Source organism: Acinetobacter sp. 12966 (genome assembly GCF_031196995.1).
Lineage (GTDB): Bacteria > Pseudomonadota > Gammaproteobacteria > Pseudomonadales > Moraxellaceae > Acinetobacter > Acinetobacter geminorum.
The window spans coordinates 112218-136860 of record NZ_JAVIMC010000055.1 but is presented as its reverse complement, the minus strand read 5'-3'; the positions used below and the strand labels follow the sequence as shown (position 1 = coordinate 136860).

General features: G+C 39.8%; 26 protein-coding genes. 7 read left to right on the top strand and 19 right to left on the bottom strand.

Annotated elements, in window-relative coordinates; genetic code table 11:
* The first annotated feature begins 121 nt into the window (after positions 1-121).
* Positions 122-433: an ankyrin repeat domain-containing protein gene (locus tag RFW85_RS08405; RefSeq protein WP_075384129.1), complete on the top strand. Its 312-nt coding sequence runs from the start codon at positions 122-124 to the stop codon at positions 431-433.
* Between the two features lie 43 nt (positions 434-476).
* Here the strand turns inward: RFW85_RS08405 and RFW85_RS08400 are convergent, their stop codons facing one another.
* From RFW85_RS08400 to ribF, 5 genes are all read right to left on the bottom strand, one after another.
* On the bottom strand, positions 477-1019 hold the full coding sequence (locus RFW85_RS08400; RefSeq protein WP_161283029.1) for an NADPH-dependent FMN reductase: 543 nt from the start codon (positions 1017-1019) through the stop codon (positions 477-479).
* 137 nt (positions 1020-1156) lie between these two features.
* Positions 1157-1639, bottom strand: coding sequence for a peptidylprolyl isomerase (locus RFW85_RS08395; RefSeq protein WP_161283030.1), 483 nt, complete (start codon positions 1637-1639; stop codon positions 1157-1159).
* Position 1640: 1 nt separating this feature from the next.
* Positions 1641-2171: a signal peptidase II gene (lspA, locus tag RFW85_RS08390; RefSeq protein ID WP_016802660.1), complete on the bottom strand. Its 531-nt coding sequence runs from the start codon at positions 2169-2171 to the stop codon at positions 1641-1643.
* Positions 2164-5001: an isoleucine--tRNA ligase gene (gene ileS / locus RFW85_RS08385; RefSeq protein ID WP_161283031.1), complete on the bottom strand. Its 2838-nt coding sequence runs from the start codon at positions 4999-5001 to the stop codon at positions 2164-2166. Before ileS ends, lspA begins: the two co-directional genes overlap by 8 nt.
* 61 nt (positions 5002-5062) lie before the next feature.
* Entirely contained in the window at positions 5063-6064 is a 1002-nt protein-coding gene (ribF, locus tag RFW85_RS08380; RefSeq protein ID WP_161283032.1) for a bifunctional riboflavin kinase/FAD synthetase, read from the bottom strand.
* 207 nt (positions 6065-6271) lie between these two features.
* Between ribF and RFW85_RS08375 the strand changes: the two genes are divergently transcribed.
* Together RFW85_RS08375 and RFW85_RS08370 are read left to right on the top strand one after the other, a co-directional pair.
* On the top strand, positions 6272-7405 hold the full coding sequence (locus RFW85_RS08375) for a TDT family transporter (protein WP_161283033.1): 1134 nt from the start codon (positions 6272-6274) through the stop codon (positions 7403-7405).
* Between the two features lie 80 nt (positions 7406-7485).
* Positions 7486-8052 (top strand): 5'-methylthioadenosine/S-adenosylhomocysteine nucleosidase, encoded by a 567-nt coding sequence (locus RFW85_RS08370; RefSeq protein WP_161283034.1) that lies wholly within the window; start codon positions 7486-7488, stop codon positions 8050-8052.
* A 36-nt stretch (positions 8053-8088) separates the two neighbouring features.
* Here RFW85_RS08370 and RFW85_RS08365 read toward each other — a convergent pair whose 3' ends face one another.
* The 12 genes from RFW85_RS08365 to ubiG form a co-directional block, all read right to left on the bottom strand.
* Positions 8089-8709: a TetR/AcrR family transcriptional regulator gene (locus RFW85_RS08365; protein WP_009387703.1), complete on the bottom strand. Its 621-nt coding sequence runs from the start codon at positions 8707-8709 to the stop codon at positions 8089-8091.
* 259 nt (positions 8710-8968) lie between these two features.
* On the bottom strand, positions 8969-9769 hold the full coding sequence (locus RFW85_RS08360; protein WP_161283035.1) for an ABC transporter ATP-binding protein: 801 nt from the start codon (positions 9767-9769) through the stop codon (positions 8969-8971).
* Positions 9770-9782: 13 nt separating this feature from the next.
* Complete coding sequence (gene ssuC, locus RFW85_RS08355; protein WP_078219930.1) at positions 9783-10580, bottom strand: aliphatic sulfonate ABC transporter permease SsuC; 798 nt, start codon at positions 10578-10580, stop codon at positions 9783-9785.
* Entirely contained in the window at positions 10577-11752 is a 1176-nt protein-coding gene (gene ssuD / locus RFW85_RS08350) for an FMNH2-dependent alkanesulfonate monooxygenase (RefSeq protein ID WP_005308909.1), read from the bottom strand. Before ssuD ends, ssuC begins: the two co-directional genes overlap by 4 nt.
* A gap of 26 nt (positions 11753-11778) precedes the next feature.
* Positions 11779-12762 carry a sulfonate ABC transporter substrate-binding protein gene (locus RFW85_RS08345; RefSeq protein WP_161283036.1) on the bottom strand — a complete coding sequence of 328 codons (984 nt, stop codon included), beginning with the start codon at positions 12760-12762 and terminating at the stop codon, positions 11779-11781.
* A gap of 72 nt (positions 12763-12834) precedes the next feature.
* Positions 12835-13803, bottom strand: a complete 969-nt coding sequence (locus RFW85_RS08340) for a sulfonate ABC transporter substrate-binding protein (protein ID WP_032063257.1) — start codon at positions 13801-13803, stop codon at positions 12835-12837.
* A 335-nt stretch (positions 13804-14138) separates the two neighbouring features.
* Complete coding sequence (gene argA, locus RFW85_RS08335; protein ID WP_161283037.1) at positions 14139-15494, bottom strand: amino-acid N-acetyltransferase; 1356 nt, start codon at positions 15492-15494, stop codon at positions 14139-14141.
* Between the two features lie 119 nt (positions 15495-15613).
* Positions 15614-15943 (bottom strand): RcnB family protein, encoded by a 330-nt coding sequence (locus RFW85_RS08330; protein WP_017482365.1) that lies wholly within the window; start codon positions 15941-15943, stop codon positions 15614-15616.
* A 242-nt stretch (positions 15944-16185) separates the two neighbouring features.
* Positions 16186-16599, bottom strand: a complete 414-nt coding sequence (locus RFW85_RS08325) for an RcnB family protein (protein WP_005071792.1) — start codon at positions 16597-16599, stop codon at positions 16186-16188.
* Between the two features lie 216 nt (positions 16600-16815).
* Complete coding sequence (locus RFW85_RS08320; RefSeq protein ID WP_002120710.1) at positions 16816-17562, bottom strand: YciK family oxidoreductase; 747 nt, start codon at positions 17560-17562, stop codon at positions 16816-16818.
* Between the two features lie 68 nt (positions 17563-17630).
* Positions 17631-18332 (bottom strand): HAD family hydrolase, encoded by a 702-nt coding sequence (locus RFW85_RS08315; protein ID WP_005804827.1) that lies wholly within the window; start codon positions 18330-18332, stop codon positions 17631-17633.
* Positions 18329-19042 carry a bifunctional 2-polyprenyl-6-hydroxyphenol methylase/3-demethylubiquinol 3-O-methyltransferase UbiG gene (gene ubiG / locus RFW85_RS08310; protein WP_017400299.1) on the bottom strand — a complete coding sequence of 238 codons (714 nt, stop codon included), beginning with the start codon at positions 19040-19042 and terminating at the stop codon, positions 18329-18331. Before ubiG ends, RFW85_RS08315 begins: the two co-directional genes overlap by 4 nt.
* 180 nt (positions 19043-19222) lie before the next feature.
* On the opposite strand from ubiG, the gene RFW85_RS08305 reads away from it, so the two are divergent.
* On the top strand, positions 19223-19840 hold the full coding sequence (locus tag RFW85_RS08305) for a thiol:disulfide interchange protein DsbA/DsbL (RefSeq protein WP_005804825.1): 618 nt from the start codon (positions 19223-19225) through the stop codon (positions 19838-19840).
* Between the two features lie 82 nt (positions 19841-19922).
* Here RFW85_RS08305 and RFW85_RS08300 read toward each other — a convergent pair whose 3' ends face one another.
* Together RFW85_RS08300 and RFW85_RS08295 are read right to left on the bottom strand one after the other, a co-directional pair.
* Positions 19923-20570, bottom strand: coding sequence for a TetR/AcrR family transcriptional regulator (locus RFW85_RS08300; protein WP_002120773.1), 648 nt, complete (start codon positions 20568-20570; stop codon positions 19923-19925).
* Positions 20571-20707: 137 nt separating this feature from the next.
* Positions 20708-21346, bottom strand: coding sequence for a TetR family transcriptional regulator (locus tag RFW85_RS08295; protein ID WP_002120796.1), 639 nt, complete (start codon positions 21344-21346; stop codon positions 20708-20710).
* A 173-nt stretch (positions 21347-21519) separates the two neighbouring features.
* Between RFW85_RS08295 and RFW85_RS08290 the strand changes: the two genes are divergently transcribed.
* The 3 genes from RFW85_RS08290 (at position 21520) to rph (ending at position 24594) form a co-directional block, all read left to right on the top strand.
* Positions 21520-22545: a ferredoxin reductase gene (locus RFW85_RS08290; RefSeq protein WP_130174155.1), complete on the top strand. Its 1026-nt coding sequence runs from the start codon at positions 21520-21522 to the stop codon at positions 22543-22545.
* 30 nt (positions 22546-22575) lie between these two features.
* Positions 22576-23718 (top strand): acyl-CoA desaturase, encoded by a 1143-nt coding sequence (locus RFW85_RS08285; RefSeq protein ID WP_130174220.1) that lies wholly within the window; start codon positions 22576-22578, stop codon positions 23716-23718.
* Between the two features lie 159 nt (positions 23719-23877).
* Positions 23878-24594: a ribonuclease PH gene (gene rph / locus RFW85_RS08280; RefSeq protein ID WP_002120794.1), complete on the top strand. Its 717-nt coding sequence runs from the start codon at positions 23878-23880 to the stop codon at positions 24592-24594.
* The last annotated feature ends 49 nt before the right edge of the window (positions 24595-24643 follow it).

Below are 24643 nucleotides of genomic sequence, written 5' to 3'. Positions count from 1 at the left end.
GGGGGTGTTTTTTTATTGGGCGGAATTTAATTTTTAATAAAAGATAGATCCAAAATTAGATTTGTATTCTGGCTGTATTCTATGAATATAATGATGAACTTTATTATTTTTGGGTACGTCCATGAAGATCAATTCTTTCTCTCCAATACCTGAAGATGATGAAGAGCTATCTTTGCCTGTATTGATTTATTGGGCATCTCTAGGTGATATCGATCAAATAAAAGAATTACTAATAGAGGGAGAAGATCCTAATCAGACAGATGATGAGGGATATAGTGCTCTACAAGCAGCTGCTGAAAATGATCATTTAGAGGTAGTAAAGCTCTTAGTTGAAAAAGGTGCACATGTCGCTTACAAAAGTGAATACACAGCATTAGAGCTTGCAGAAATGGCAGGTAATACTGATGTAGTGGAGTATTTAAAGAGTTTATAAAATTAAAGGCCTCTTTTGTTTAGAAAAGAGGCCTTTTGTTCAATTAAGACAAATGATATTTCTGTAGTTTCTCAACAATGGATTGAAGACCTTTTACTTCAAACTCATTAGCTTCGAATTTTTCATCTTTATTACGTTTAAATATATCTCTTATCTCTATTACAGCGTTGGGGTCAATGATACTTAAACTTGAGGTGACTTGACGTATTTGGCTAATAGAGCGAGAGCCATTTGTTGAACCATAACCAATAAATGCAGCAGGTTTACCACCCCATTCCTTACCGATATAATCAAGTGCATTTTTTAAAGCTGGGCTGTAACCATGGTTGTATTCTGGGCTAATAAAGATAAATGCGTCTGCTTGAGCAATTTTGTCTGCCCATTCTTGTTGTTTAGGTTGATCATAAATCCCGGTAGCAGGTGGGTGAGAGCCTGAAAATAACGGTAAATTCCACTCTTTTAAATCAATTACTTCTGTCTGAAAATCTTCTAGATTAAATGATTGAATTGTGGATTCTAGCCAATTGGCAACTTTAATTGCTGTACGTCCTTCACGAACACTTCCTACGATAATATAGACCAGCATGTATTTTTCCTAAGAATTTTTATCTTTATAACTTAATTCATTCTATAGGTAGTAGAGAATATAGAATTTGTAAGGATTCTTATGTCACTAATAAAAATTAAATCATAAAAAAGCCCTCATTTAGAGGGCTTTTTTATTTACATTAGCTTAATGCCTTGTTGGCCTTCAGGAGTAACCTTAAATATTTCTACTTCAAAGGTAATATTTTTCCCAGCTAATGGGTGATTAAAATCTATTTCTGTAATGTCATCATTAACTGATTTTACTACACCGAATAAGGTGGTTTTTGCCTTATCTTCAAATTCGATCATGTGACCAGGAATAGGGCGTTGTTCAAACTTAACTGTATCGAAAGTTTGAATATTTTCTGGATTCCACGGACCAAAAGCCTCTTCTGGTGGAAGGTGTACTGTACGGCGGTCACCTGCACGTAAACCGAATAATGCTTTTTCGAAACCTGGTAAAAGGTTTCCGTCACCAATAGTCAGACTAACAGGCTCTTCACGGCTACGTGTATTGTCAATTTCTACACCATTTTCGATAGCTACAGAAAAGTGTAGGTCGACTTTAGAGCCTTCTTGGATACGAATTTCTTCGTTAGGTTGAATAATTTCGGTCATATTATGCATCCGAATTTTGGTTACGTTGCTTCTCAAGGAAGAATGTATCAATGAGTAGCAAAATCGTACCTAGAGTGATGGCACTGTCCGCAATATTAAAAGCTGGAAAGTGATGATTTTGGTAATAAACATGAATGAAATCGACCACATAACCTAGGGTAACACGGTCAATTAAATTGCCTAAAGCTCCACCTAAAATTAAAGCGATGGCTACAGGTAGCACCACCATTTTTTTAGGCATACGCATTAACCAAAATACAAAAAGTACTGAAACTAAGCCCGCCAAAGATGTGAAGAAATAGCGCTGCCATCCTCCTGCATCAGATAAAAAGCTAAAAGCTGCACCATAGTTATGTAATAGTGTCCAGTTTAAAAATGGAAGTACAGGTACAGGATCTGCATAGTTTAGATGTGTACTCGCAATCCATTTTGTCCATTGATCCAATACAATGGCAAGGACTGAAAGTCCAAGCCAAATCAGATTATGTGGATAAAACTGGAATAAGCCTTTTTTAGCTTGTGAATTAGGCATATTTTCTCACTTCGCCACGACCAGTGACGTTCACAATACAACGACCACATAAACCAGGATGATCGGCATGTGTATTTACATCTGGAAGAACGTGCCAGCAACGTGCACATTTTTCACCTTCAGCTGCAGATATTTGTACACGTAAGCCTTCCATTTCAGTTGCTTCACCTTGCTCAGCAAATGGATGTACTACTACTTGCGAAGTAATAAGAACAAAACGGAGTTCATCAGCCAGTTGGTTTAAAACTGTTTGTAATGATTCACTTGCCCAAAGTTCAACTTTGGCTGAAAGATTACTGCCGACAAGTTTAGCGTTACGCGCTGCTTCAATCTGTTTATTTACTGCAGATTTTACGCTAATCAATGTTTGCCAATCTTCTTCAGAAAGCAAGTTTGCTTTTGATGAAACAGGTAAGTCATACCATTCTGAAGTAAATACATACTTTTCAGTTTGTTCTGGAATCAATGGCCAAGCTTCTTGAGCCGTAAAGCTTAAGATTGGGCTCATCCAACGGATAAATGCTTGGACAATATGATAAAGCGCTGTTTGAGCAGAACGACGTGCCTGAGAATCTGCTTTAGTGGTGTATTGACGGTCTTTGATAATATCTAGGTAGAAACCACCTAAGTCATTAATACAGAAGCTTGTTAACGCACTACACACCACATGGAAGTTCATTTCTTCATAGGCAGTGATAATGGTTTGTTGTACTTCATTCGCACGCTGTAAGATGTATTGATCTAGAGCGATAAGGTCATCTACGTCCAGAGCATCAGTACTTGGTTTGAAACCATTTAGGTTCGCAAGCAAGAAGCGTAGGGTATTACGAATACGGCGATAGCTATCACTTACACGGCTAAAGATTTCTTTCGATGCTGCGATTTCATAACGGTAGTCGCTAGACGCTACATATAGTCGTAAACCATCTGCACCAAGCTGTTTGATGATTTCTTCAAGCGGGATATAGTTGCCTAAAGATTTCGACAATTTACGACCGTTTTCGTCCACTGTAAAACCATGAGTTAACAAGGCTTTATATGGCGCACGATTGTGAATTGCCATAGATGTTAATAAAGAAGATTGGAACCAGCCACGGTGTTGGTCTGAACCCTCTAAATATAAGTCAGCAGGGCTTTCTAATTCATCACGTTGCTCAAGTACAGCGTAATGCGTTGTACCAGAGTCGAACCATACATCGAGTGTATCGCGAACGGCATTGTATTGTTCAGCATCTTCACCGATGAAGTCTTTTGCTTCACGTTTGAACCATGCTTCGATACCTTCTTCTTCGATCAGTTGAGCAACTTCTTCGATGAGTTCAGGTGTACGCGGGTGTAGTTCGTTTGTATCTTTATGAACGAAGAATGGAATTGGAACACCCCAAGTACGTTGACGTGAAATACACCAGTCCGGACGACCTTCGATCATTGATTCAATACGGTTTTTACCCCAGTTCGGTACAAACTCGATATCATTTTCAATCGCGTTAAGCGCGCCTTCACGTAAACCTTTTTGATCCATGCTAATGAACCATTGTGGTGTAGCACGGAAAATAATAGGAGTCTTATGGCGCCAGCAGTGTGGGTAGCTGTGTTTAATTGGTTGATGAGCCCACAAACGGCCTACAGCGCCCAAAGCTTCGATAATCTTTGGATTGGCTTTATAGATGTGCTCACCAGCATAGATTGGAGCAGTTGGAAGATAAACACCGTTACCACCCACTGGGTTATCTACTTTAAGGTTGTATTGAAGACCTACTTTATAGTCGTCTGCACCATGGCCAGGTGCTGTATGTACGGCACCTGTACCGCTTGTTGCAATAACGTGTTCACCTAAAATAACCGGAACTTGACGATCAGTAAGTAGAGGATGTTGTAGGGTAAGGTTTTCAAGAGCCGAACCAGTAAAATCAGCTAAAACAACTGGGTTTTCAAGCTTGTAACGCTCAATCGCTGAAGCAACTAAGTCTTTAGCAAGAATGAAGTTTTGCTTACCGCGCTCAGTTGTCACTTGCACCAATTGATATTCAATTTCGGCATGCAACGCAACGGCTTGGTTAGCTGGTAATGTCCATGGTGTAGTGGTCCAGATCACGATATCTGTCGGATCTTGAACTTCTACGTTTAAACGGATACTTAAATCTTTGAGATCAACGACACCAAAACCAACGTCAATTGCGTCAGATTTTTTATCTTCGTATTCAACTTCTGCTTCAGCAAGAGCTGAACCACAGTCCATACACCAGTTCACTGGCTTTAAACCTGGCTGGATATGACCATTTTTCTGGATGAGACCTAGAGCACGAACAATATCGGCTTCTTGTTTGTAATTCATGGTGAGATAAGGATTATCCCAATCACCTAAAATACCAAGACGTTTAAAGTCAGTACGCTGTAAATCAATTTGTTTTAGTGCGTATTCACGGCAAAGTTTACGGAAAGTTGCTGCGTCAACTTTTTCGCCCACTTTACCTACTTTTTCTTCGACTTTTAGTTCGATTGGCAAGCCATGACAGTCCCAACCTGGAACATATGGTGCATCAAAACCTGAAAGTGTACGGCTTTTTACAATAACGTCTTTGAGTACTTTATTGACTGCGTGACCCAAGTGAATTGTACCGTTCGCATATGGAGGGCCATCATGCAAAATATATTTTTTCTTACCAATACGCGATGCACGAATCTGCTGATAAATGTTGTCGGTATACCACTCTTCTAACCATTTCACTTCACGTACTGCCAAATTTGCTTTCATTGCAAATTGAGTATCCGGCAGGTTTAGCGTGGCTTTGTAGTCCACTGCATTCTCAGGAGTTTGCTTATCGCTCATGCAAGTTTTCTTCCAGTTTAATCAGCTTGGGAGCTGACATGTTTTACAATCAAAATTCGAATTAAAAAGGAAATTGTGTCGTGTCGTTACGGTATTGTCGTAACTGTTGCACGTCATTATCAATTCCAGCCTTAAGTGCTTCAAGCGAAGGGTAGTTCAATTCACCATGAAGATAGTGAAGAAAAGTCACCCGCATAAATAAGCCATACAGATTAGCAGAAACATCAGGGAAATGTACTTCTAATCTCCATTCTGGATGTTCTTGCTGAATGGCGGGACGTGTACCGACATGGCCTGCGCCATAGAGGCTATTTTCATGATATCCAGCAATTCCCGGTTTTTCAGGTGTTTCTTGGCGCACTTTTTCAGTGAGAGAAGTCGTTTCGCAAATGACTTCAACGCCATAAATACCGTTTAAACAAGGTTTGTGGCGATTGAGTCGAACATTAATGGTTGGAAAATCAAGAGTTCGTCCAATTTGATCGCCATATTGGACACGTCCAGTAATACTGTACGGACGGCCTAATAATTTAGCTGCTAAAGCGAGATTACCCACTTGAAGTACTTGGCGAATACGGGTTGAACTGACGCGTTCACCTTCAAGTTCAATGGTATGTAAATTTGTGACTTGGAAGCCATAATCTTTTAAAAATTCACTGTTGCCTTGGCGGTCTTTGCCGAAATGAAAGTCATCTCCTAAAACCAAAGCTTGAGCATTTAATTTGTCTTTTAATAAATCTGCGAAGGCAGATGCGCTCATGCTACGAAAATGTTCATCAAATTTAGCAACCGCAATATAGTCAACGCCAAGCTCAGCTAGGTATTCAACTTTTTCCCGTAGTGAATTAATACGAGGAGGTGCATCATAACCTTTAAAGAACTCAAGAGGTTGTGGCTCAAAAATCATGACCAAAGTTTTTAAGCCTTGTGCTGCAGCAATTTTTTTGAGTTGAGCAATCATCGCTTGGTGGCCTAAATGGACACCATCAAAATTACCAATAGTCACCGCTGTTTGAGGTAACTGAAAATTGGGCGATAACGCATTGAGACGAAGCAGTTTCATGAACTTAAAATATGGCTATTTTTGCAAGGGCTATATATTGCCATAATCTCACAGATTCGTCTTGTTGTTGTGTTTTTACTCAGTTATTTTTCAAAATGAATATCTATATATTTAAAATACTGATGAATTAAATAAAAATAAATCAATTTTTCTTATTATTGGTTTGCTCTACTATGTCTTTATCCACTCTTTGATTAGAGAACTAAGATGAAAAAACCCTTTTACCAATTAAATCAAAGCAAAGATGTTATACGACATTTTACCCCAAATTGGTTTACAGCGACTATGGGTACTGGCGTGGTGAGTATGATTTTAATCCAGCTGCCCTTTGCTCAATCATTTTTATTCAAGCTAGCTACTTTGTTATGGCAATTTAATATTGTTTTATTTAGCGTTTTTTCAGTTCTTTATTTATTGCGGTGGTTTCTTTTCCCTCATGAAGCGAAGCAAATATTTAACCATCCCAATATGAGCTTGTTTTTAGGCGCTATCCCAATGGGGCTCGCAACGATATTAAATGGTTTTTTAAGCTTCGGTTTCGGGCTTTACGGTGAAGTGGCAATACATATTGCTCAAGCTTTATGGTACATCGATGTCTTTTTAGCACTGGCAATTGCGTGGATCGTGCCATTTTGTATGTTTAGTCGTCAGAACCATCAGCTACATACCATGACTGCAATTTGGCTTTTACCTGTGGTTGCCTGTGAAGTAGCAGCAAGTTCTGCGGGTATGTTGGTAGGACATTTACCAGCAGATTTGCATAGCTTTCATTTATTAATGGCTGGCTATGTACTTTGGGGAATCTCTGTTTTACCAGCATTCGCTATTCTGACAATTTTAATGCTGCGTATGGCTTTGCATCAGCTACCTGAAAAAGAAATCGCTATTTCTAGCTGGCTCTCTTTAGGCCCGATTGGTACAGGTGCATTAGGTTTATTGTTATTAGGGCAGCAGGCACAAAGAGTGGCGCCAAATGTAGGATTTGACCAATTTGCTAATGTCTTTCAAGCTTTAGGAGTTGTAGGTAGTCTCGTGCTTTTAGGTTTTGGATTATGGTGGCTTGGTCTTGCGATTTTAACAACGCTTCGTCACGCAAAGACAGGTATTCCATTTAACTTGGGCTGGTGGGGCTTAACCTTTCCATTAGGTGTATTTATTCTCGCACTATTTAATTTAGGACATCAGGTTGAAATTGTATTCTTACAATACGTTGCTGTCGCATTGAGTATTCTGTTATTGACGATGTGGGGCGTTGTAATGAAGAAAACGCTTGCAGGCGCATATAGTGGTCAACTGTTTTTTTCTCCATGCTTAATCGCTTTACAACAAAAAGTGCAGTAATGATGAAAAGGTGCAAAAAGCTTTTACACCTGATTTATACTTATTTTCTAACTTATTTAATTTTGATTTGAGCTTTTTGAATGAACACTGATATTGCTTTGATTATGGCACTTCCTAATGAATCTAAGGGTTTATTTGAACAAGCAGGTGTTGAAGTCCATTACAGTGGTATTGGTAAGATTAATGCTGCCTTTAAAGCATTTGAAGTTATTCAAAAAACAGGATGCAAAACTCTAATTAATTTAGGTACAGCGGGAAGCTCTGCATTTAATCGACATGATTTAGTCGAAGTAAAAACTTTTGTACAACGGGATATGGATGTTTCACCCCTAGGTTTTGAAGTAGGTGTAACGCCGTTAGATGATCATTTGGCGGCAGAGATTCATCTTCAACCACATTTTATTGATTTGCCAAAAGCAGTATGTGGAACTGGTGATTCATTTGAAACAGGTCAGCCAAAAGTAGCTTGTGATGTGGTTGACATGGAAGGCTATGCTTTAGCTAAAGTGTGCCATAAGTTAGGTGTACGATTAATCTCGGTGAAGTATATTACTGATGGGGCAGATGACACCGCGCATCTGGATTGGGAAGAAAATTTATTGTTAGGCGCCCAGAAACTTTTAGCCCTTTATCAACACCATTTCTAAAAAAGATCGGCAAATTTGCCGATCTTTTTTTTTGTTTTAACGAGGCAATACGCCGTAGAGCATCAGGTGGACTGTATGCTCAATCGAACGCTGGAACATACTGCGGTTACGAAGCGTTTTACCGGTCACCATTTCCATTTGAGTTGCAAAATCTGCATAGTTTTGCGTAAGACCCCAAATATTTAAGATTAATAATTCTGGATCGATATCTGGGGAAATCTTTCCTTCTTCTTGCCAAGTCTGAATGACCTTGGCTTTGCGCTTAAATAGTTTTTTCAAAGGCCCTTTCAGTATAGGTAAAATATGAGGAGCGCCTTGAATAATTTCTAGTGCAAACAATCTTGATGCTTTCGGTTGGCTACGAGACAGTTCGATTTTTTGAATTAAATAGTGAGATAAGGCTTCGGCTGGTTCTAATTCAGCTTCTAAAGTTTGTAATGGGGCCAACCATTTTTGTAAAACGGTTGTGAGCACTTCTACATATAAAGACTCTTTATTTTCATAGTAATAGAAAATATTCGACTTATGCATGTCGGCGAGTTGGGCAATTTCATCCAGACTTGCTCCACTGAACCCATAGACTGAAAAGACGTCAAGGGCCGCAGCAAGAAGCTGATTGCGCTTTTGGGTACTCTTTTTTTGTTCCATCTGCTGCATAATTAAAAAAATAATATTCCCATTGTAAGGGAAATTGTTTGATTTGTGCACAGGTGTCTTGCTTTTTTAATCAAAAAACAGCTAGTTATTTGCGTAATAGATATACTATTGTGCAAAAAATAGAGAGATTCACTAGTTTATTGTTATTCTTAAAAATATTTTTTTATTTTCGCCCTAAAAAAGAGCAATAAAACAGCAGTTTTATTGCTCATAAATTGGGCATTTTTCGGTTGAACAATTGCCATTACTCATCGCAACCTTAAGTTGCCAAAACCGCATCGAGTACTTGTTGCTCAAGCTGAGCAAAAGTAATGCTTTTTTTACGCGGGCGCGGCAAATTAACTTGGAAACTTTGAGCAATTTTGCCCTTATCTAATAAGATAATACGGTCAGCCAATTGTACTGCTTCACTCACATCGTGGGTGACCAAAATTGCAGTAAAGCCTTGCTCCTTCCACAAGCGCTCAATCAAGCTTTGCATCTCAAGACGAGTTAACGCGTCTAATGCACCCAAAGGTTCATCTAACAATAAAATACGGGGAGTATGTGATAGTGCACGGGCTAGGGCAGTACGCTGACGTTGACCACCTGAAAGCTGGGAAGGCCATTGTCCTGATTTCTCTTTTAAACCGACTTTTTCTAGTAATTCTTCTGCTAAAGCATGTTGCGATTTTGGTAGCCCAAGTTGAACATTTTGAAGAATATTTCTCCAAGGAAGTAAACGAGGATCTTGGAACATTACTCGAATATCATCGTTCGTAATGCCTTCACGTAAATGTCGCGCAGATTTAAATTTGATTTCCCCAAAGCTGGCTTTTTCAAGTTGAGCAATTAAACGTAGTAGCGTACTTTTGCCACAACCACTTCGGCCAACAATTGCTAAAAACTCACCCGGCTGGATGTGTAGGTCAAGATCTTCGAGGACCTTTACCTCACCATAAAATTTATAAAGTTGCTCAATCAGAATCTCTGCACCTAATACAGGTTCTTGTGATTCTGGATGATTTTCTGGAATGAGCTCTACGTCATTCTGATTAATATTTAAATTCAGATTTGTCATATTTTAAGCTCCCTTATTTCTGATATCCAGAGTGCCAACGTAGTAAATAGCGTTCTAAAAGCTGGGCTAAAACATCGGCCAGTTTGCCTAGTAAGGCGTAAAGAAGAATACCGACCAGAACTACATCTGTTTGTAAAAACTCACGTGCATTCATGGTCATATAACCAATACCTGCTTGAGCTGAAATGGTTTCAGCGACAATGAGTAATACCCAAACCAAACCTAAAGCAAAGCGTAAACCCACTAAAATAGAAGGCATCGCACCTGGCAAAATAATTTCTTTGTAGAGCTGCCAACGTGAAAGTCCGTAGCTTTTACCCATCTCAATCAATTGAGCGTCAACTGATCGAATACCGTGATAGGTATTAATATAAATCGGGAAGAAAACACCTACTGCGACTAAAAATAATTTCGCTGTTTCATCAATCCCGAACCACAAGATGACGAGTGGGATAAGTGCTAAGGCTGGGATGTTACGAATCATTTGTAAGGTCGTATCGAGCAGTGTAGAGGCGAAACGCGAAGACCCGTTGAGTAGGCCTAATAACAAACCTAAACCACCGCCTATCAGAAGGCCAAGCAGTGCACGACCAGCACTGACTTTAACGTGCTGCCAGAGTTCACCACTCACCAGTAGATGCCAAAAGGCGGAAACTACAGCAGTAGGTGCGGGTAAAATACGGCTTTCTAAAAGACCCGAACTTGAGGCAATTTGCCAAACAACCAATAGAAGAATAGGGAAAATCCAAGGCAGCAAACGCTGCCCAATTTGTTTTGTTCCACGTGAAACAACACTTTCAGCTTTGCTCATGCAGGCTCCTTGACGGAACTATTTTGCTTCTTCTCGTCTGGAACATAATTGTTGGCAATAATTTCACCGAATGGACCGGTTAAATTTGGCTGAGCAAGTTTAGCGCGAGTTTCGATTGGTAATAACGGGAAGACCAACTCTGCAAAACGGATCGACTCTTCAAGATGTGGATAGCCCGAGAAAATAAAAGTATCGATACCTAAATCAGCATATTCCTGAATGCGGGCAGCAACTGTTTCTGGGTCACCTACAAGTGCTGTACCAGCACCGCCACGGACTAAACCAATACCTGCCCAAAGGTTTGGAGATACTTCAAGTTTGTCACGGTTACCGCCGTGAAGAGCTGCCATGCGCTGTTGACCTACGGAGTCCATTTGTGCAAATTTTTTCTGTGCTGCAGCAATAGTTGCATCATCAAGATATTGGATAAGCTCATTCGCTGCTGCCCAAGCTTGTTCGTTGGTTTCGCGAACAATCACATGCAAGCGAATGCCATAAGTTAATTTACGACCTTTAGCCTCAGCTTTGGCACGAACATGTTCGACTTTTTGTTTAACTGCTTCTGGTGGTTCACCCCATGTAAGGTAAGTATCGACTTGCTCAGCTGCAAGATCGACCGCGACGTCTGAAGAACCGCCGAACCAAAGTGGTGGATAAGGCTTTTGAACAGGTGGGTAAAGTAGTTTTGCATCATCCACTTGTAAGCGTTCACCGTGGAATGTAAAAGCTTCACCTGTATGTGAGCGTGTCAAAATCTCACGCCAGATTTTTACGTATTCATTAGCAGTTTGATAACGTGTTGAGTGATCTTCATATAAGCCATCACCGCGTAGTTCTGCTTCATCACCACCAGTCACTAAGTTGAGTAACACACGGCCATTCGACAAACGATCAAACGTTGCAGCCATACGTGCTGCCAACGCTGGTGTCGTTACCCCTGGTCGTAATGCAACTAAAAATTTAAGGTGTTGAGTTGCATCAATTAGGCTAGCCGCCGTAATCCAAGGGTCTTCACATGAACGGCCTGTTGGAATAAGTACACCTTCGTAACCTAAATTATCTACTGCCACAGCAATTTGCTTCATATAGGCATGGTCAACCTGACGAGCGCCTTTACTTGTACCTAAATAGCGACTATCACCGTGGGTAGGAATAAACCAGAAAATTTTCATGTGCATTACCTATATGTCTATTGAAATTACTTGGCACCCCAAACAGCTTGTTTAATGCTGATTGGTTTTGGAATGATGCCTTGTTGAGTAAAAATGTCTGCGAGTTGCTGCTGCTCAGCAATCACTTTGCTGCTGAGTGGAGCTGCCGATGATGGGCGTGGACGTCGTTTAATGAATAAATCACTGGTTGCAGGCTTAAGTCCTGTACTTTGACCAATCGCACCTGCCGTTTCTGCTTGATGGCTTTGAACCCATTTGTCAGCTTGATTGATTTGTTTGATGAGCCCTGAAATAGCTTTAGGATGTTGTTTAACAAAATTTGGGGCCGCTAAATAAAATGTATAGTTCGGGCTTAAACCTTTACCCGATGCAAGAACACGCGCTTGGTCTTCTAGTTGTGCTGAAGCAAAGTAAGGATCCCAAATTGCCCATGCATCAACAGCACCCTTTTGGAATGCTGCGCGAGCATCGGCAGGAGTAAGCCAGATCGGAGTAATGTCACTCCAGTTTAGGCCTGCTTTACGTACGGCTTGTACAAGTAAGTAATGTGAACTTGAACCTTTTTGCAGCGCAATACGTTTGCCTTTAAGGTCTTTAAGCTGTTTGAGCTGCGAGTTTTTGGGAACTAGAATTGCCGATGCCAATGGCTTAGCCGCTTCATAAGCAATGTAATATAAAGGCTTGCCAGCCGCTTGTGCATAGACAGGAGGTGTGTCTCCAGTAACGCCTACATCAAGAGAACCGACAGCTAAAGCTTCTAAAATTTGTGGTCCAGCAGGAAACTCATTCCAAGTAATTTTTGCATTTGGGAATTCTTGCTCAAATAGCTTTTGCTGTTTGGCAATTGCAAAGTTAATCGAGCTTTTTTGAAAACCAATACGAAGTTCTTTCACAGTTGGATCAATTGCCCAAGCTGGCGCTGCGATTGTTAAGCCTAATACAGTGACTGCACTGAGGCGCTTAATTAATTGTGTCCACTGACTCTTACTAAATAATGACTGATGTTGCATATTGATATCCTTGTTCCCCTTGAGGCAAGACACAGCATTTATATCGTTATTTAAGCTGTGCCCAAGCTGGGGTTATTTCAGTTTTAAAATGGCGTCTTGAATGGTGAGTTTGTTTGGAATGAGCTTTTGTGCATAAAAAGCATCAGCCACATATTGTTGTTCTTGTGCCACCTTGTCAGATATTGGCTGCACTCCAAAACCCATACGTGAAATGGAAGTTTTGAGTACATCAAACTCAAGTGCGGTAGGTTTTTCGAGTAACTTGGCAGCTTCATCCTGATGTGAACTTACCCACTCAGTGGTCTGGTTAAGTGTCTGTACAACAGTGTTGAGTACTTTCGGATTATTTTCTGCAAATTTACGGTCAGCTAAATAGAACTGATGATTACTCACCAAGTTTTCACCTGTTGCTAAAACTCGGGCCTGAATTTGATGTTCAGCTGCTGCAAAGAACGGGTCCCAAATGACCCATGCATCGACTGCACCTTTTTCAAAGGCAGCACGAGCGTCTGATGGCGGTAAATAAACTGGTTGAATATCACTTAAGCTTAAGTTGTTGGCTTCTAAAACTTTTAACAATAGGTAATGAACATTCGAGCCTTTGTTAAGAGCAACACGTTTGCCTTTTAAATCTTTAATAGATTGGATTGGAGAGTCTTTTTGTACCAATAGTGCTTCAGCTTTTGGCGCAGCAGGTTGGTTTGCGACATAGACTAAATTTGGATTGGCAGCCTGAGCAAAGATCGGTGGTGCTTCACCAGCTTCCCCCAGCGAAACACTTCCTACGTTTAAACCTTCAAGCAATTGAGGGCCAGCAGGGAACTCAACCCATTTTACTTGCACGCCTTGTTCTTTTAATGCTTTTTCTAAGTCACCACGAGCCTTTAAAATAGGAAGAATCCCATATTTTTGGTAGCCAATATTTAAAGTTGTGGTGGCTTGTTCCTCTTTTTTGGCACAACCACTTAACATCATCACTCCTGCAAGGCTGGCCGCGATGACTGAATATTTTGCCCATGAAGTGGTGTTGAAAAGTGCCATGAGATTTCGTACTCCCCGAAAGAGAAAAAGAAAAAAATAATTGGATGAGCAGATACCCTAAATGGATTTTTATTTCAGAAAAAATAAGTATTCGGTCTTTATTTATGCAAAAAAAAGCTAAACACAATAGGCTATAAACTTATGCGAAAAAATGATTTATCTATTAAAAATATATTTAATGAATTTTGATTAAGTTGATGTAAATAAAATAAAAAATATTAAAACCTTAAAAAATTTAGATTTAAAAAAAGTACAACCATAAATTAATCGTGTTTACGGGTGTACTTTTTGAACTAAGCTTATCTGAAATAAGAATATCTTAAAAATAGCAAAGGCTAGGGAAGCAGTTTCTTAAAGACTAAAGAATTTCTCTGATAGTTATAGAGTGCTTGACGAGCATTTGGTAAGTCATCAACACTCACCTGATGGAAACCGTGCTCTAAGAACCAGTGAGCGGTTCGAGTCGTTAAAACAAATAATTGACGAATACCTTGTTCTTTTGCCTTTTCTTCAAGGAATTGCAAAATCTGGCTGCCACGGTTCGATTTACGATAACTTGGGTGTACTGCGACGCAGGCAATTTCTGCTGAACGTGTTTCATTAAATTCTGTTGGAATTGGATAAAGTGCAGCACACGCTAGAATCGTACCATCGCGCTCAATAACAGCGAACTGGCTAATCTCTTGCTCTAAACGTTCACGCGAACGATAAACTAAGATACCTTCTTCTTCTAATGGACGTAATAAATTCATTAAACCGCCTACGTCTTGAATATTGGCCATGCGAACTTCTTCATAATGCGCATCGGTAATCATGGTGCCTATACCATCTCGAGTAAATAACTCTTCGAGAAGGGCGCCATCATAGGCATAAGAAATAAGATGAACGCGGTGTACACCTGATAAAGATGCTTTTTTTGCCTGTTGCAAATGCAAAGTGAGTGTTGGGCTAATGGTTTGGTATTGTTGAATATAGTAGTCCAGTTGATGTGGGCTTAATTCACGTAATATTTGCTCATCTTCATTCAGCAATCCTTGTTGCTCTCCAAGAAAAATGAGTTTATCTGCTTTTAAATAAGTTGCTGTTTTAGTTGCGACTTCTTCAGCTCTTAAGTTAAATACCTCACCTGTAGTGGAGTAACCTGTTGGTCCTAGCAGTACAATATTATGATTATCGAGGTGTCGATCAATCGCATCTGTATCAATAGAACGAACTTCACCTGTAAGCTGGAAATCCATGCCATCACGAATACCATAAGGTTTAGCAGTCACAAAATTACCTGATACCACATCTATGCGAGCGCCGTACATTGGCGAGTTTGCTAAGCCCATAGAAAGTAATGCTTCAATTTCAAGGCGAATAGAACCTACAGCACTCATAACACAGCTTAAAGATTCACGTGTGGTAATACGGCTGTTGTCATAAAAAGGAGTTTCGATTCCTTTTTCTTTAAGATTTTGATTAATTTGTGGACGTGCGCCATGAACTAAGATTAAGCGGATGCCAAGAGAATGTAATAAAGCAATATCGTGAATGATATGTTCGAAATTAGGATGTCGGACTGCTTCACCACCAAACATCAACACAAATGTTTTATCGCGGTGAGCATTAATGTAGGGCGCTGAGTGTCGAAACCAGTGTACATAATGCTGGGTGTTATTATGCGACTTACTTTCAGGCTTACTTGGCATACCGATCTCGAATCAACAGCAAAAAGATATAAAGATGATTCTAAACAAAAAAGACTAAAGCCGCATGTTTTAGATAAAAAAACACCCAAATTGAAATTTGGGTGTTTAAATTTTTTTGATTAGTGAACAACTCTAATGATTTTATGACTTTGTTCATTCACTAATACGTAATTTCCGTTCACTTTATACCATTTTTGATAACGACCCGGTTTAGTCAATTTTTGGTGTTGACGATAGTCGATCACGTAACGTGAATGTCGATACTCATGCGGTACAACCTGACCTACTCTCCACGCATTACGATGGTCGTCTTTTTTAATCACTTTAACTGTTTTTACTTCATGGTTTTGATAGTTGCCATGATGATTATGATCATTTGGTGCTGCCATTGCTGTTGTTGCAACTAAGCCACTAAGTGAAAGAACAATCGCTGTTGTTAATTTTTTCATTGTAAACCTCGAATGATGAGTTAAATTTCAATAACTAAAGATTAGTGAACAATTGCAGATAAATCGTGGAGGCTAAGAAGAATAAATGTGAAAACTAATTGTGAAATAAGAAGAAATTAAGAAAATATCTAAAGTGAAAATATAAAAAAGCTTGTATTTTTAAGATAGATAAACAATAAAAAAAGGATAAAACCCAAAGGCTTTATCCTTTTTTTACTCAGCGATAGCGAGGGCCTATCGCCTTAAAAACCACGAATACTCACAATGCTATTAGAATCTGTGTCGACTAAAATATAGTCATTATTGATTTTGTACCATTGTTGATTACGGCCCGGTTTTGGCAAGTTACTGTCTTTATAGTCGACTTTATAGCCATTACCACGATAGTGCTGTGGCATAACATAGCCAGGCTGCCAGCGATGTTGTTTTAATCGTTCAAAGCCACGCTCTTCGCGCATACGGCGTTCGTCACGGATACGATCATCATCATGATCACGTCCAAATCCTGGTCCACGATCATTCCACTCACCACGTGGACCTCCACCTTTAGGACCTTTTGGGCCATGGCCTCGGTCAAAAGGAGGATCAGCAAAGCTCGCCATACTGGTGGTTAGTACGGTTATGCAAAGGGCTAAGATGGTGAACAACTTTTTCATGATGCATCCTCGTTTACATCTGATGTCTCTCATGTTGAATACTCTACGCGCAAAATGCAGAGAAACTGTGAAGATCATTTAATGGTTCAATTAAAATTACGGATAGATCAAGGGTTTTTATCAATAATAAAAAAGGCTTGTATATCTTTTCAGGTATAGGCAAGCCAGATTTGATGATTGGCCGTAATTTAATTTAGCTTTTTCATCTTTAACTTTTTAATCCTGTGCATCAATACTTTGACCATTGAGTGCCAAGCTGTCTTCACCCATTAAATAGAGGTAAGCAGGCAAGATTGACTCAGGTGTAGGTAGTGTCTTCGGATCTTCTTGTGGGTAGGCTTTAGCACGCATTGCAGTACGTGTTGCGCCTGGATTAATGCAGTTAAAGCGGATATTTGGATAAGTATTTTCCGCTGCAAAAATTTTACTTACTGCTTCAATTGCAATTTTTGAGACAGAATATGCGCCCCACAAAGCACGTGCTTCACGGCCTACACCCGAGCTGGTAAATACAACAGAGGCATTTTCTGACTTTTGCAAAAGTGGTAATAGAGCTTGAGTGAGGGCAAAAGGAGCACGTAAGTTAACTGCCATTACGTCATCCCATACTTCTGTTGGGTAATGTGCTAGTTCTACACGTTCACCCAAAATACCCGCATTATGCAAAATACCGTCTAGACGCCCAAACTGCTTTTCGAGCGTATCGACTAAAAAATCATAATCACGGTCAGAGGCACTTGAAAGCTGTAGCGGTAAAATCGCGGGTTGCGGTGCACCTAGACTTTCAATTTCATCATAAATCACTTCAAGTTTATTTAAGGTTCTACCATGTAGGACAACGGTTGCACCATGTAGGGCATAACTTAGAGCCGCAGCTCGCCCAATTCCATCACCAGCACCGGTAATTAAAATAATTCGATCTTTGAGTAGATCCGGACGAGGTTGGTATTCTGAATATTTCATTGGTAAACCTCCTTCTTTTTATATTGATAAAACAAATAGCCGTTAAAAAAGTCTATAAAACTCTGATGTTAACTTATCATACGCTGATTTTCCTGTAGAGCAGGAAGCTTTTGACGTAACATATCGTGTAATTCTGTCACTGTATTTACAATCGAATCGGCCTGCCATGATGCTAAATCATCACGGTGTTCGATAGGTAAATAGCCATAAGCTGCCAATATGGTATACATATCGGCATTGCGACCAGCATCAATATCACGTGGGTGGTCGCCCACATAAATAATTTGATCTGCTGGGATATTTAACTGTTTAGCAGCCAAATACATTGGTTCAGGATCTGGTTTGGTTTTACTGACATCTTCAGGGCATACCAGAACCGCACAGCGTTCTGTTAGATTTAACTTTTCTAAAAGAGATTCACTTAATCCGCGTGGTTTGTTGGTCACAATACCCCATGGGATTTGTGCAGCTTCTAACTCTTCTAAGAGTGGATACATGCCTTCAAACAGATCTGTATCGACCACAATATTATTGCCGTACAGATCTAAAAAGTTTTGACGATGTGCCAAGAATATTGGGTTGGCCACATCTAGCTCTGGATAGACCAATTTCACCATCGCACGTGCACCTTCAGAAACCTGAGTGCGAATAAGATCGGCTTCTACAACAGGGCGTCTTGCATCACGGCACATTTGCTGAATAATACGAATGAAATCCGCAGCTGTATCGATAAGCGTACCGTCTAAATCAAATAAAACAGCTTTCATCATGCACCTGTATTAATCGTATGAACCATATAGTTAACGTCAACATTTGGCGCTAACCAGTAATGCTTGGTCAGTGGGTTGTAATGTAGTCCAGTCATTTCTTTTAACGTAAGACCTGCATTACGAATATCATGTGCCATTTCAGATGGTCGAATAAATTTATGATAATCATGCGTACCTTTTGGCAACATGCGTAGGACGTACTCTGCACCAATAATGGCAAATAAATAAGATTTTGGGTTACGGTTAATGGTCGAGAAGAACACATGGCCGCCCGGTTTAACCAGAGCCTGACAAGCTTTTACAATAGATGCTGGATCTGGAACGTGTTCCATCATTTCCATACAAGTCACCACGTCATATTGACCAGCCTGTTCTTGTGCTAATTCCTCTACAGGAATTTGACGATATTCAATATTTTGAACATTTTCTTGCTGAGCATGTAAACGGCCGACAGCTAGAGGTGCTTCACCCATATCGATACCTAATACATCTGCGCCACGACGTGCCATGCTTTCGGCCAAAATACCGCCACCACAGCCGACATCAAGTACTTTTTTACCAACAAGACCGCCTGCACGTTCATCAATCCAGTTAAGACGTAGTGGATTGATCTGGTGAAGTGGGCGAAATTCAGAATGTTGATCCCACCATTTGGCAGCAAGTGCTTCAAACTTTGCGATTTCTTGTAAATCAACATTCAATTGCGACATGGTGCTACCTCTAAACTTGAGTTATCTTTTTGGATGTAGTTCGCCGTTAGTGTAGCGATTATTGGGAAAAAAGCGATAAACCCAATAAAAAACTTCACAGAAGCAAAACGAATTTAGCATATTTGTTTTATATTTAGGGCATAAGCTAATGCATAACAACTTAGAGGAAAAGCTGTAGCAATGAAAAAATTGGTTTTGGGTGGTTTGAGTGCAGCAATTATGGCCGTATCGGGTGGTGCAATGGCAGCAGATTTTGTTGCTGGTAAAGACTACACCGTGATTGCCAATCCAGGCAAAGTGGAAGTTCCGGGGAAAATCGAAGTTCGAGAGTTCTTTTGGTATGGATGTCCACACTGTTTCAAACTTGAACCGCATATGCAAACGTGGTTAAAGCAGATTCCTAAAGATGTACGTTTTGTGCGTACACCAGCTGCAATGAATAAAATGTGGGAACAAGGGGCGCGTACATATTATACATCTGAGGCATTAGGTGTACGTAAGCGCACGCATTTACCACTGTTCCATGCGATTCAGGTGAACGGTCAACAAATTTTTGATCAGGCTTCTGCTGCGAAATTTTTTACTCGTTATGGCGTACCTGAGCAGAAATTTAATAGTACTTACAACTCGTTTGCAGTAACTGCGAAAGTTGCCGAGTCAAATAAACTTGCTCAACAATACCAATTAACAGGCGTACCTGCAGTTGTCGTGAATGGTAAATATGTCGTGCAGGGTGAAGATGGTAAAGTCACTCAAGTTCTTAATTATTTAATTGAGAAAGAACGTAAAGCAAAATAAGTTGTTTAGGCTTTACTTCAAAAAAATGGGCTTCATGTGAAGCCCATTTTTATATTTAGTTAATTATCACGAAATAATTCAATTAATTTTGCTGATTTTCATCTTCAATCTGAAAATTTAAAACATCAAAATTAGCTGTTTGAGTCGGCAGTGATAATGCCTGATTAATATATAAATTAATTAATTTTTGGCGAGAACCAATCGAACGCTGGTAATAAGTAGAATTTAAAAGCAGTGATGCACCATAAGTCAGTGACCAGATATAAGACAAATAGTCACGAATTGACATATCATAATTCAATGATTTTAAATAATTTTCTGTAATATCTTTAATTGCCAAAATACGCTGTTGGCGAATTTCATAAAGCTCTTCGAAAAGATGCTTCAACTTAGACTCTGTCATCGTCAGATTTTCTTCAAGTTGATGCAATAGAATCGTTTTCCCTGGTGCAAGTAAATGATGAAGCATGTAATGAGGAGCATATTCTTTGAAATCTGTATTATATTTTTTAGAAATTTCTAAAATTTGCTTTTCATTTTGAATAATGAGCTCAAGTAGAAGCTCATTTTTACTTCTAAAATGCTTATAAAGTGTGCCTTTAGCAATATCTAGCTCGGCCACTAACTCATCTAGAGTAATTTCCTGATTGTTTTCTAATAACAACTTTTCTGCCACGCTCAGAATTTTTTCTTTACGCATCAAAAACTGTGTATGACGATCAAGATTCATAGGTATTCCCACACCAGTTTGGCCTAACTAATAGTTTACTTCCTGTAAAAAGAAAAAGACTTTTCTCGAAATTTTTAGCCTTTTTCTTTCTCTCTTTACGTATTACCACATAACCTGTTTTTTGTCATTTGCCGCTTCTATCGTTCCCAGTTTGCAATCCCTCTAAACAGTAAGCGAACTTGTGTAGAAGCATTTTCAATAAAGGCAGTTTGTTGCAGCTTGAGCTGTTCACCTTGATATTGTTTCGATAGGTTGAGCCACGTCATTGCCCATGTAAATGACATATTAGTCAAAATGGTAGATAAGACATTTAAGTCTTGAGGATTTTGAATATGTTTAAAATTTTCGAGTTTAGTAAGATCAGTTGTGAGATCTTCAATCAAAAATTCGATTTCTCGGGCAATTGCTGCACGAACCGTTTCTGAACCTCCCCAACGTTCAGCAATCATAAATTGCCATTGCTTAGGGCTATGATTTACTGCCTGCACAAATAGCTCAATACTGGTTTGGGTTTTAGCAGATTTATGTTGTAAGTAACTTTGTCCAAGTTGATGTAAAACACTTTTTAAATGTAGGGCAACTTGATCGACCAATTCCTTGCCCAGCTCATCCATGTCCTGAAAATGGCGGTAGAACGCTGTCGGTACTAAACCTACTTCACGTGCAACTTCACGCAAACTGATACTACTGAACGAACGCCCAGACGTGCTTAGATGCAAGGCTGCATCGAGAAGTGCCTGACGACTTTGCTGTTTTCGTTCATCCCGTATCGACATTAAAAGAACCTATTTAAACCGTGAGCCAAAGTCTAACAAAAAAGAGCAAACTTTCATAAAAAAAATAGTGAACAAGTGTTGACTGAGTGAACAATTATAAATATAGTGTACATATGTTCACTATACGAACATGTGTTCACTCAAATAAATAGCCAGAAACAAAAGAGGAACGTATGAACGCAACACTTAGCTATCAGCCACATTGGGTTCGAGAAGATTTCGTTGATTTTGTCTTGCAGAAAATTAACGTGACTTGGGCGTGGAAAAGGGTACTTGCAGAAGTTACTGCAGTTCAGCCACTTCATACCGATATGGTGCTCATTAGACTTAAACCAAATCGTAATTTTAATTTCGATCGAGTTTTTGCGGGTCAAAGTATCCTGCTGACTTTACTTATCGATGGCGTTTACCAACAACGTAGTTACTCGATTATTGAAGTGACAACGCAAGGTGAAATTGCTTTAGGCATTAAAATACAAGGTTTGGTGTCTCGTACAGCTCAACTATTACATGTGGGCGAGTGTGTGGAGATTTCACAGCCACAAGGTGATTTTATTTTGCACCAAGGTCAGCATCCTGCGATTTTGATTGCGTCAGGAAGTGGCATTACTGCAATTTATTCACTCTTGCAGCAAGCTTTGAAACAGCAGCTTGAACAAATTCATGTCATTTATTTTAATCGTGCGGAAATTTTTCATGCTGAATTAAAGGCTTTGGCAGAACAGCACCCACAGCTTCAATATCACTTTTTTAATACCACCGAGCAAAAACAGCATTTAACTGAAAGCTTACTGCAAAAGCTGGTTCCAGATTTTGAGCAGACAGCAACTTATGTTTGTGGTCATCATGGCATGATGCAGCAAGCCAATGAAATTTATGCACAAAAAGGTGCTCAGTCGCAGCTTCATCAAGAGTATTTTCAGCCACTTCAAGTGACTGGTACACATGCAGCACAGCCTGTTATTTTCCGCCGTGCTCAACACGAGTTTTTAGCTAAAACAAATTTACTGAGCAGTGCAGAGCAAGCTGGTTTACGCCCACAACATGGTTGCCGTATGGGTGTCTGCAATAAATGCAGCTGTACCAAGGTAAGCGGAGTTACTCAAAACCTATTAACTGGTGAAATTGAAGATCAACCGAACCGCCCAATTAAACTATGCGTGAGCCAGGCATTAAGCCCAGTCACAATTGATCTATAAAAAGAATTAAAGAGGATTAACCCTATGAATATGGCATTAGAATTTTCTACTGTTTCTAAATCTGCTCATTTAACACCTGAACAGACTGAAGAGTTTGGTCGCCGTGTTGAGCAGATTCGTCAAGACGTTATGCAAAGTCTTGGTGAGCAAGATGCAAAATATATCTACAAAGTACGTAATTTTGTTCGATATACCGAAATCGCATCGCGTGGCATGTTGATGTTTGGTGGTTGGATTCCGCCAGTCTGGCTACTAGGCACAGGCTTATTAGGTATTTCTAAAATTGTAGAAAACATGGAACTTGGTCATAACGTCATGCACGGTCAGTTTGATTGGTTAAATGAACCAAGTCTGAACGGTAATACTTACGATTGGGATACCATTGCATCGGGTGATGACTGGCGTGAAACACATAACTATGTGCACCACACCTATACCAATATTGTCGGTAAAGACCATGATGTCGGATATGGTATTTTGCGAGTAAGTGATCAACAGAAGTGGGAACCCCGCCATCTGTTTAATATTCCCCTCGGTCTACAATTAATGTTTTTCTTTGAGTGGTATGTAGGCGTGCAAAACTTACATCTTGAAGATGTATTAGTTTATAAAACCAAGAGCTGGAAACAGGTGTGGAAAGATTCGGCTAAAGTCCGTAAAAAAGCCACGCGCCAAGTCTTAAAAGACTATGTGTTTTTCCCTGTGATCTCTGGCCCTATGTTTTTACCGGTTTTTGCAGGAAATGTAGTTGCGAATATTATTCGTAACTTGTGGTCATCTGCTGTGATTTTTAATGGTCACTTTACTGAAGATGCAGAAACGTTTGAGCCTGATAATACTGATACCGAAACTAAGGCAGAGTGGTACTTACGCCAGATTCGTGGTTCAAGTAACTTTAGTGGTACAGAATGGCTGCATTTTATGAGTGGTAACTTAAGCCATCAAATTGAACACCATTTATTTCCAGATATGCCAGCTAATCGTTATAAAGAAGTAGCGCCGAAAATTAAGGCACTTTGCGCAGAATATGGCATTAATTACAATGAAGCGAACTTTATGCGCCAGTTCTGGAGTGTATGGGTACGTTTAGCGAAATGTTCACTGCCAAACCATACCACTGGAAAAGTGATGCAGACATTAGAAAAGTTAAAAGCAAAATTCAAATTTGCGTAATCTCAGTTAATTAAAAATAGCTCTTTTTTAGGGGCTATTTTTATTTTTGAGTTATGAAACTTGCAGACTTACATTTGAAAGTAGGGAATAAACTCAACCTGTCAAAATCCTTTGCTATACTATGCCCAAGTTTGTATTTAAGAGAAGTTAGGAAGGATTATGCGTATTGACCAACGTGCATTAGACCAATTACGTGAAGTGAAAATTACACGAAACTACACCCGTTATGCTGAAGGTTCTGTGCTGGTCGAATTTGGTCACACCAAAGTCCTTTGTACTGCAAGCATTGATAACTCAGTGCCACGCTTTTTAAAAGGCCAAGGCCAAGGCTGGGTAACGGCAGAATATGGCATGCTACCGCGTTCAACACATTCACGTTGTGACCGTGAAGCGGCTCGTGGTAAACAAACTGGTCGTACTCAAGAAATCCAACGTTTGATTGGCCGTAGCTTACGTGCGATGGTTGATTTGAAAAAGCTTGGTGAAAACACGATTACCATCGACTGTGACGTGATTCAGGCTGATGGTGGTACGCGTACTGCTTCAATCACTGGTGCTGCTGTAGCATTAGTTGATGCGATGAATGTTTTATTGTCTCAAAAGAAAATTAAGCATGATCCGCTTAAAGGGTTGGTTGCTGCAATTTCTGTCGGTATGTATCAAGATGAAGTGTTGCTTGATCTTTGCTATGAAGAAGACTCGAACTGTCAAACTGACTTAAATGTAGTAATGACACAAGCGGGCGAGTTTATTGAAATTCAAGGTACTGCCGAAGACAAACCGTTTACCCGTGCTCAAAGCAATGCCATGTTAGAGATGGCTGAAAAAGGGATTGCCGAGCTCATTAAAAAGCAACAAGAAGCTTTAGGCTGGTAATTTTACGCTTTCTAAAAAACGCATCTTCGGATGCGTTTTTTTATGCCTT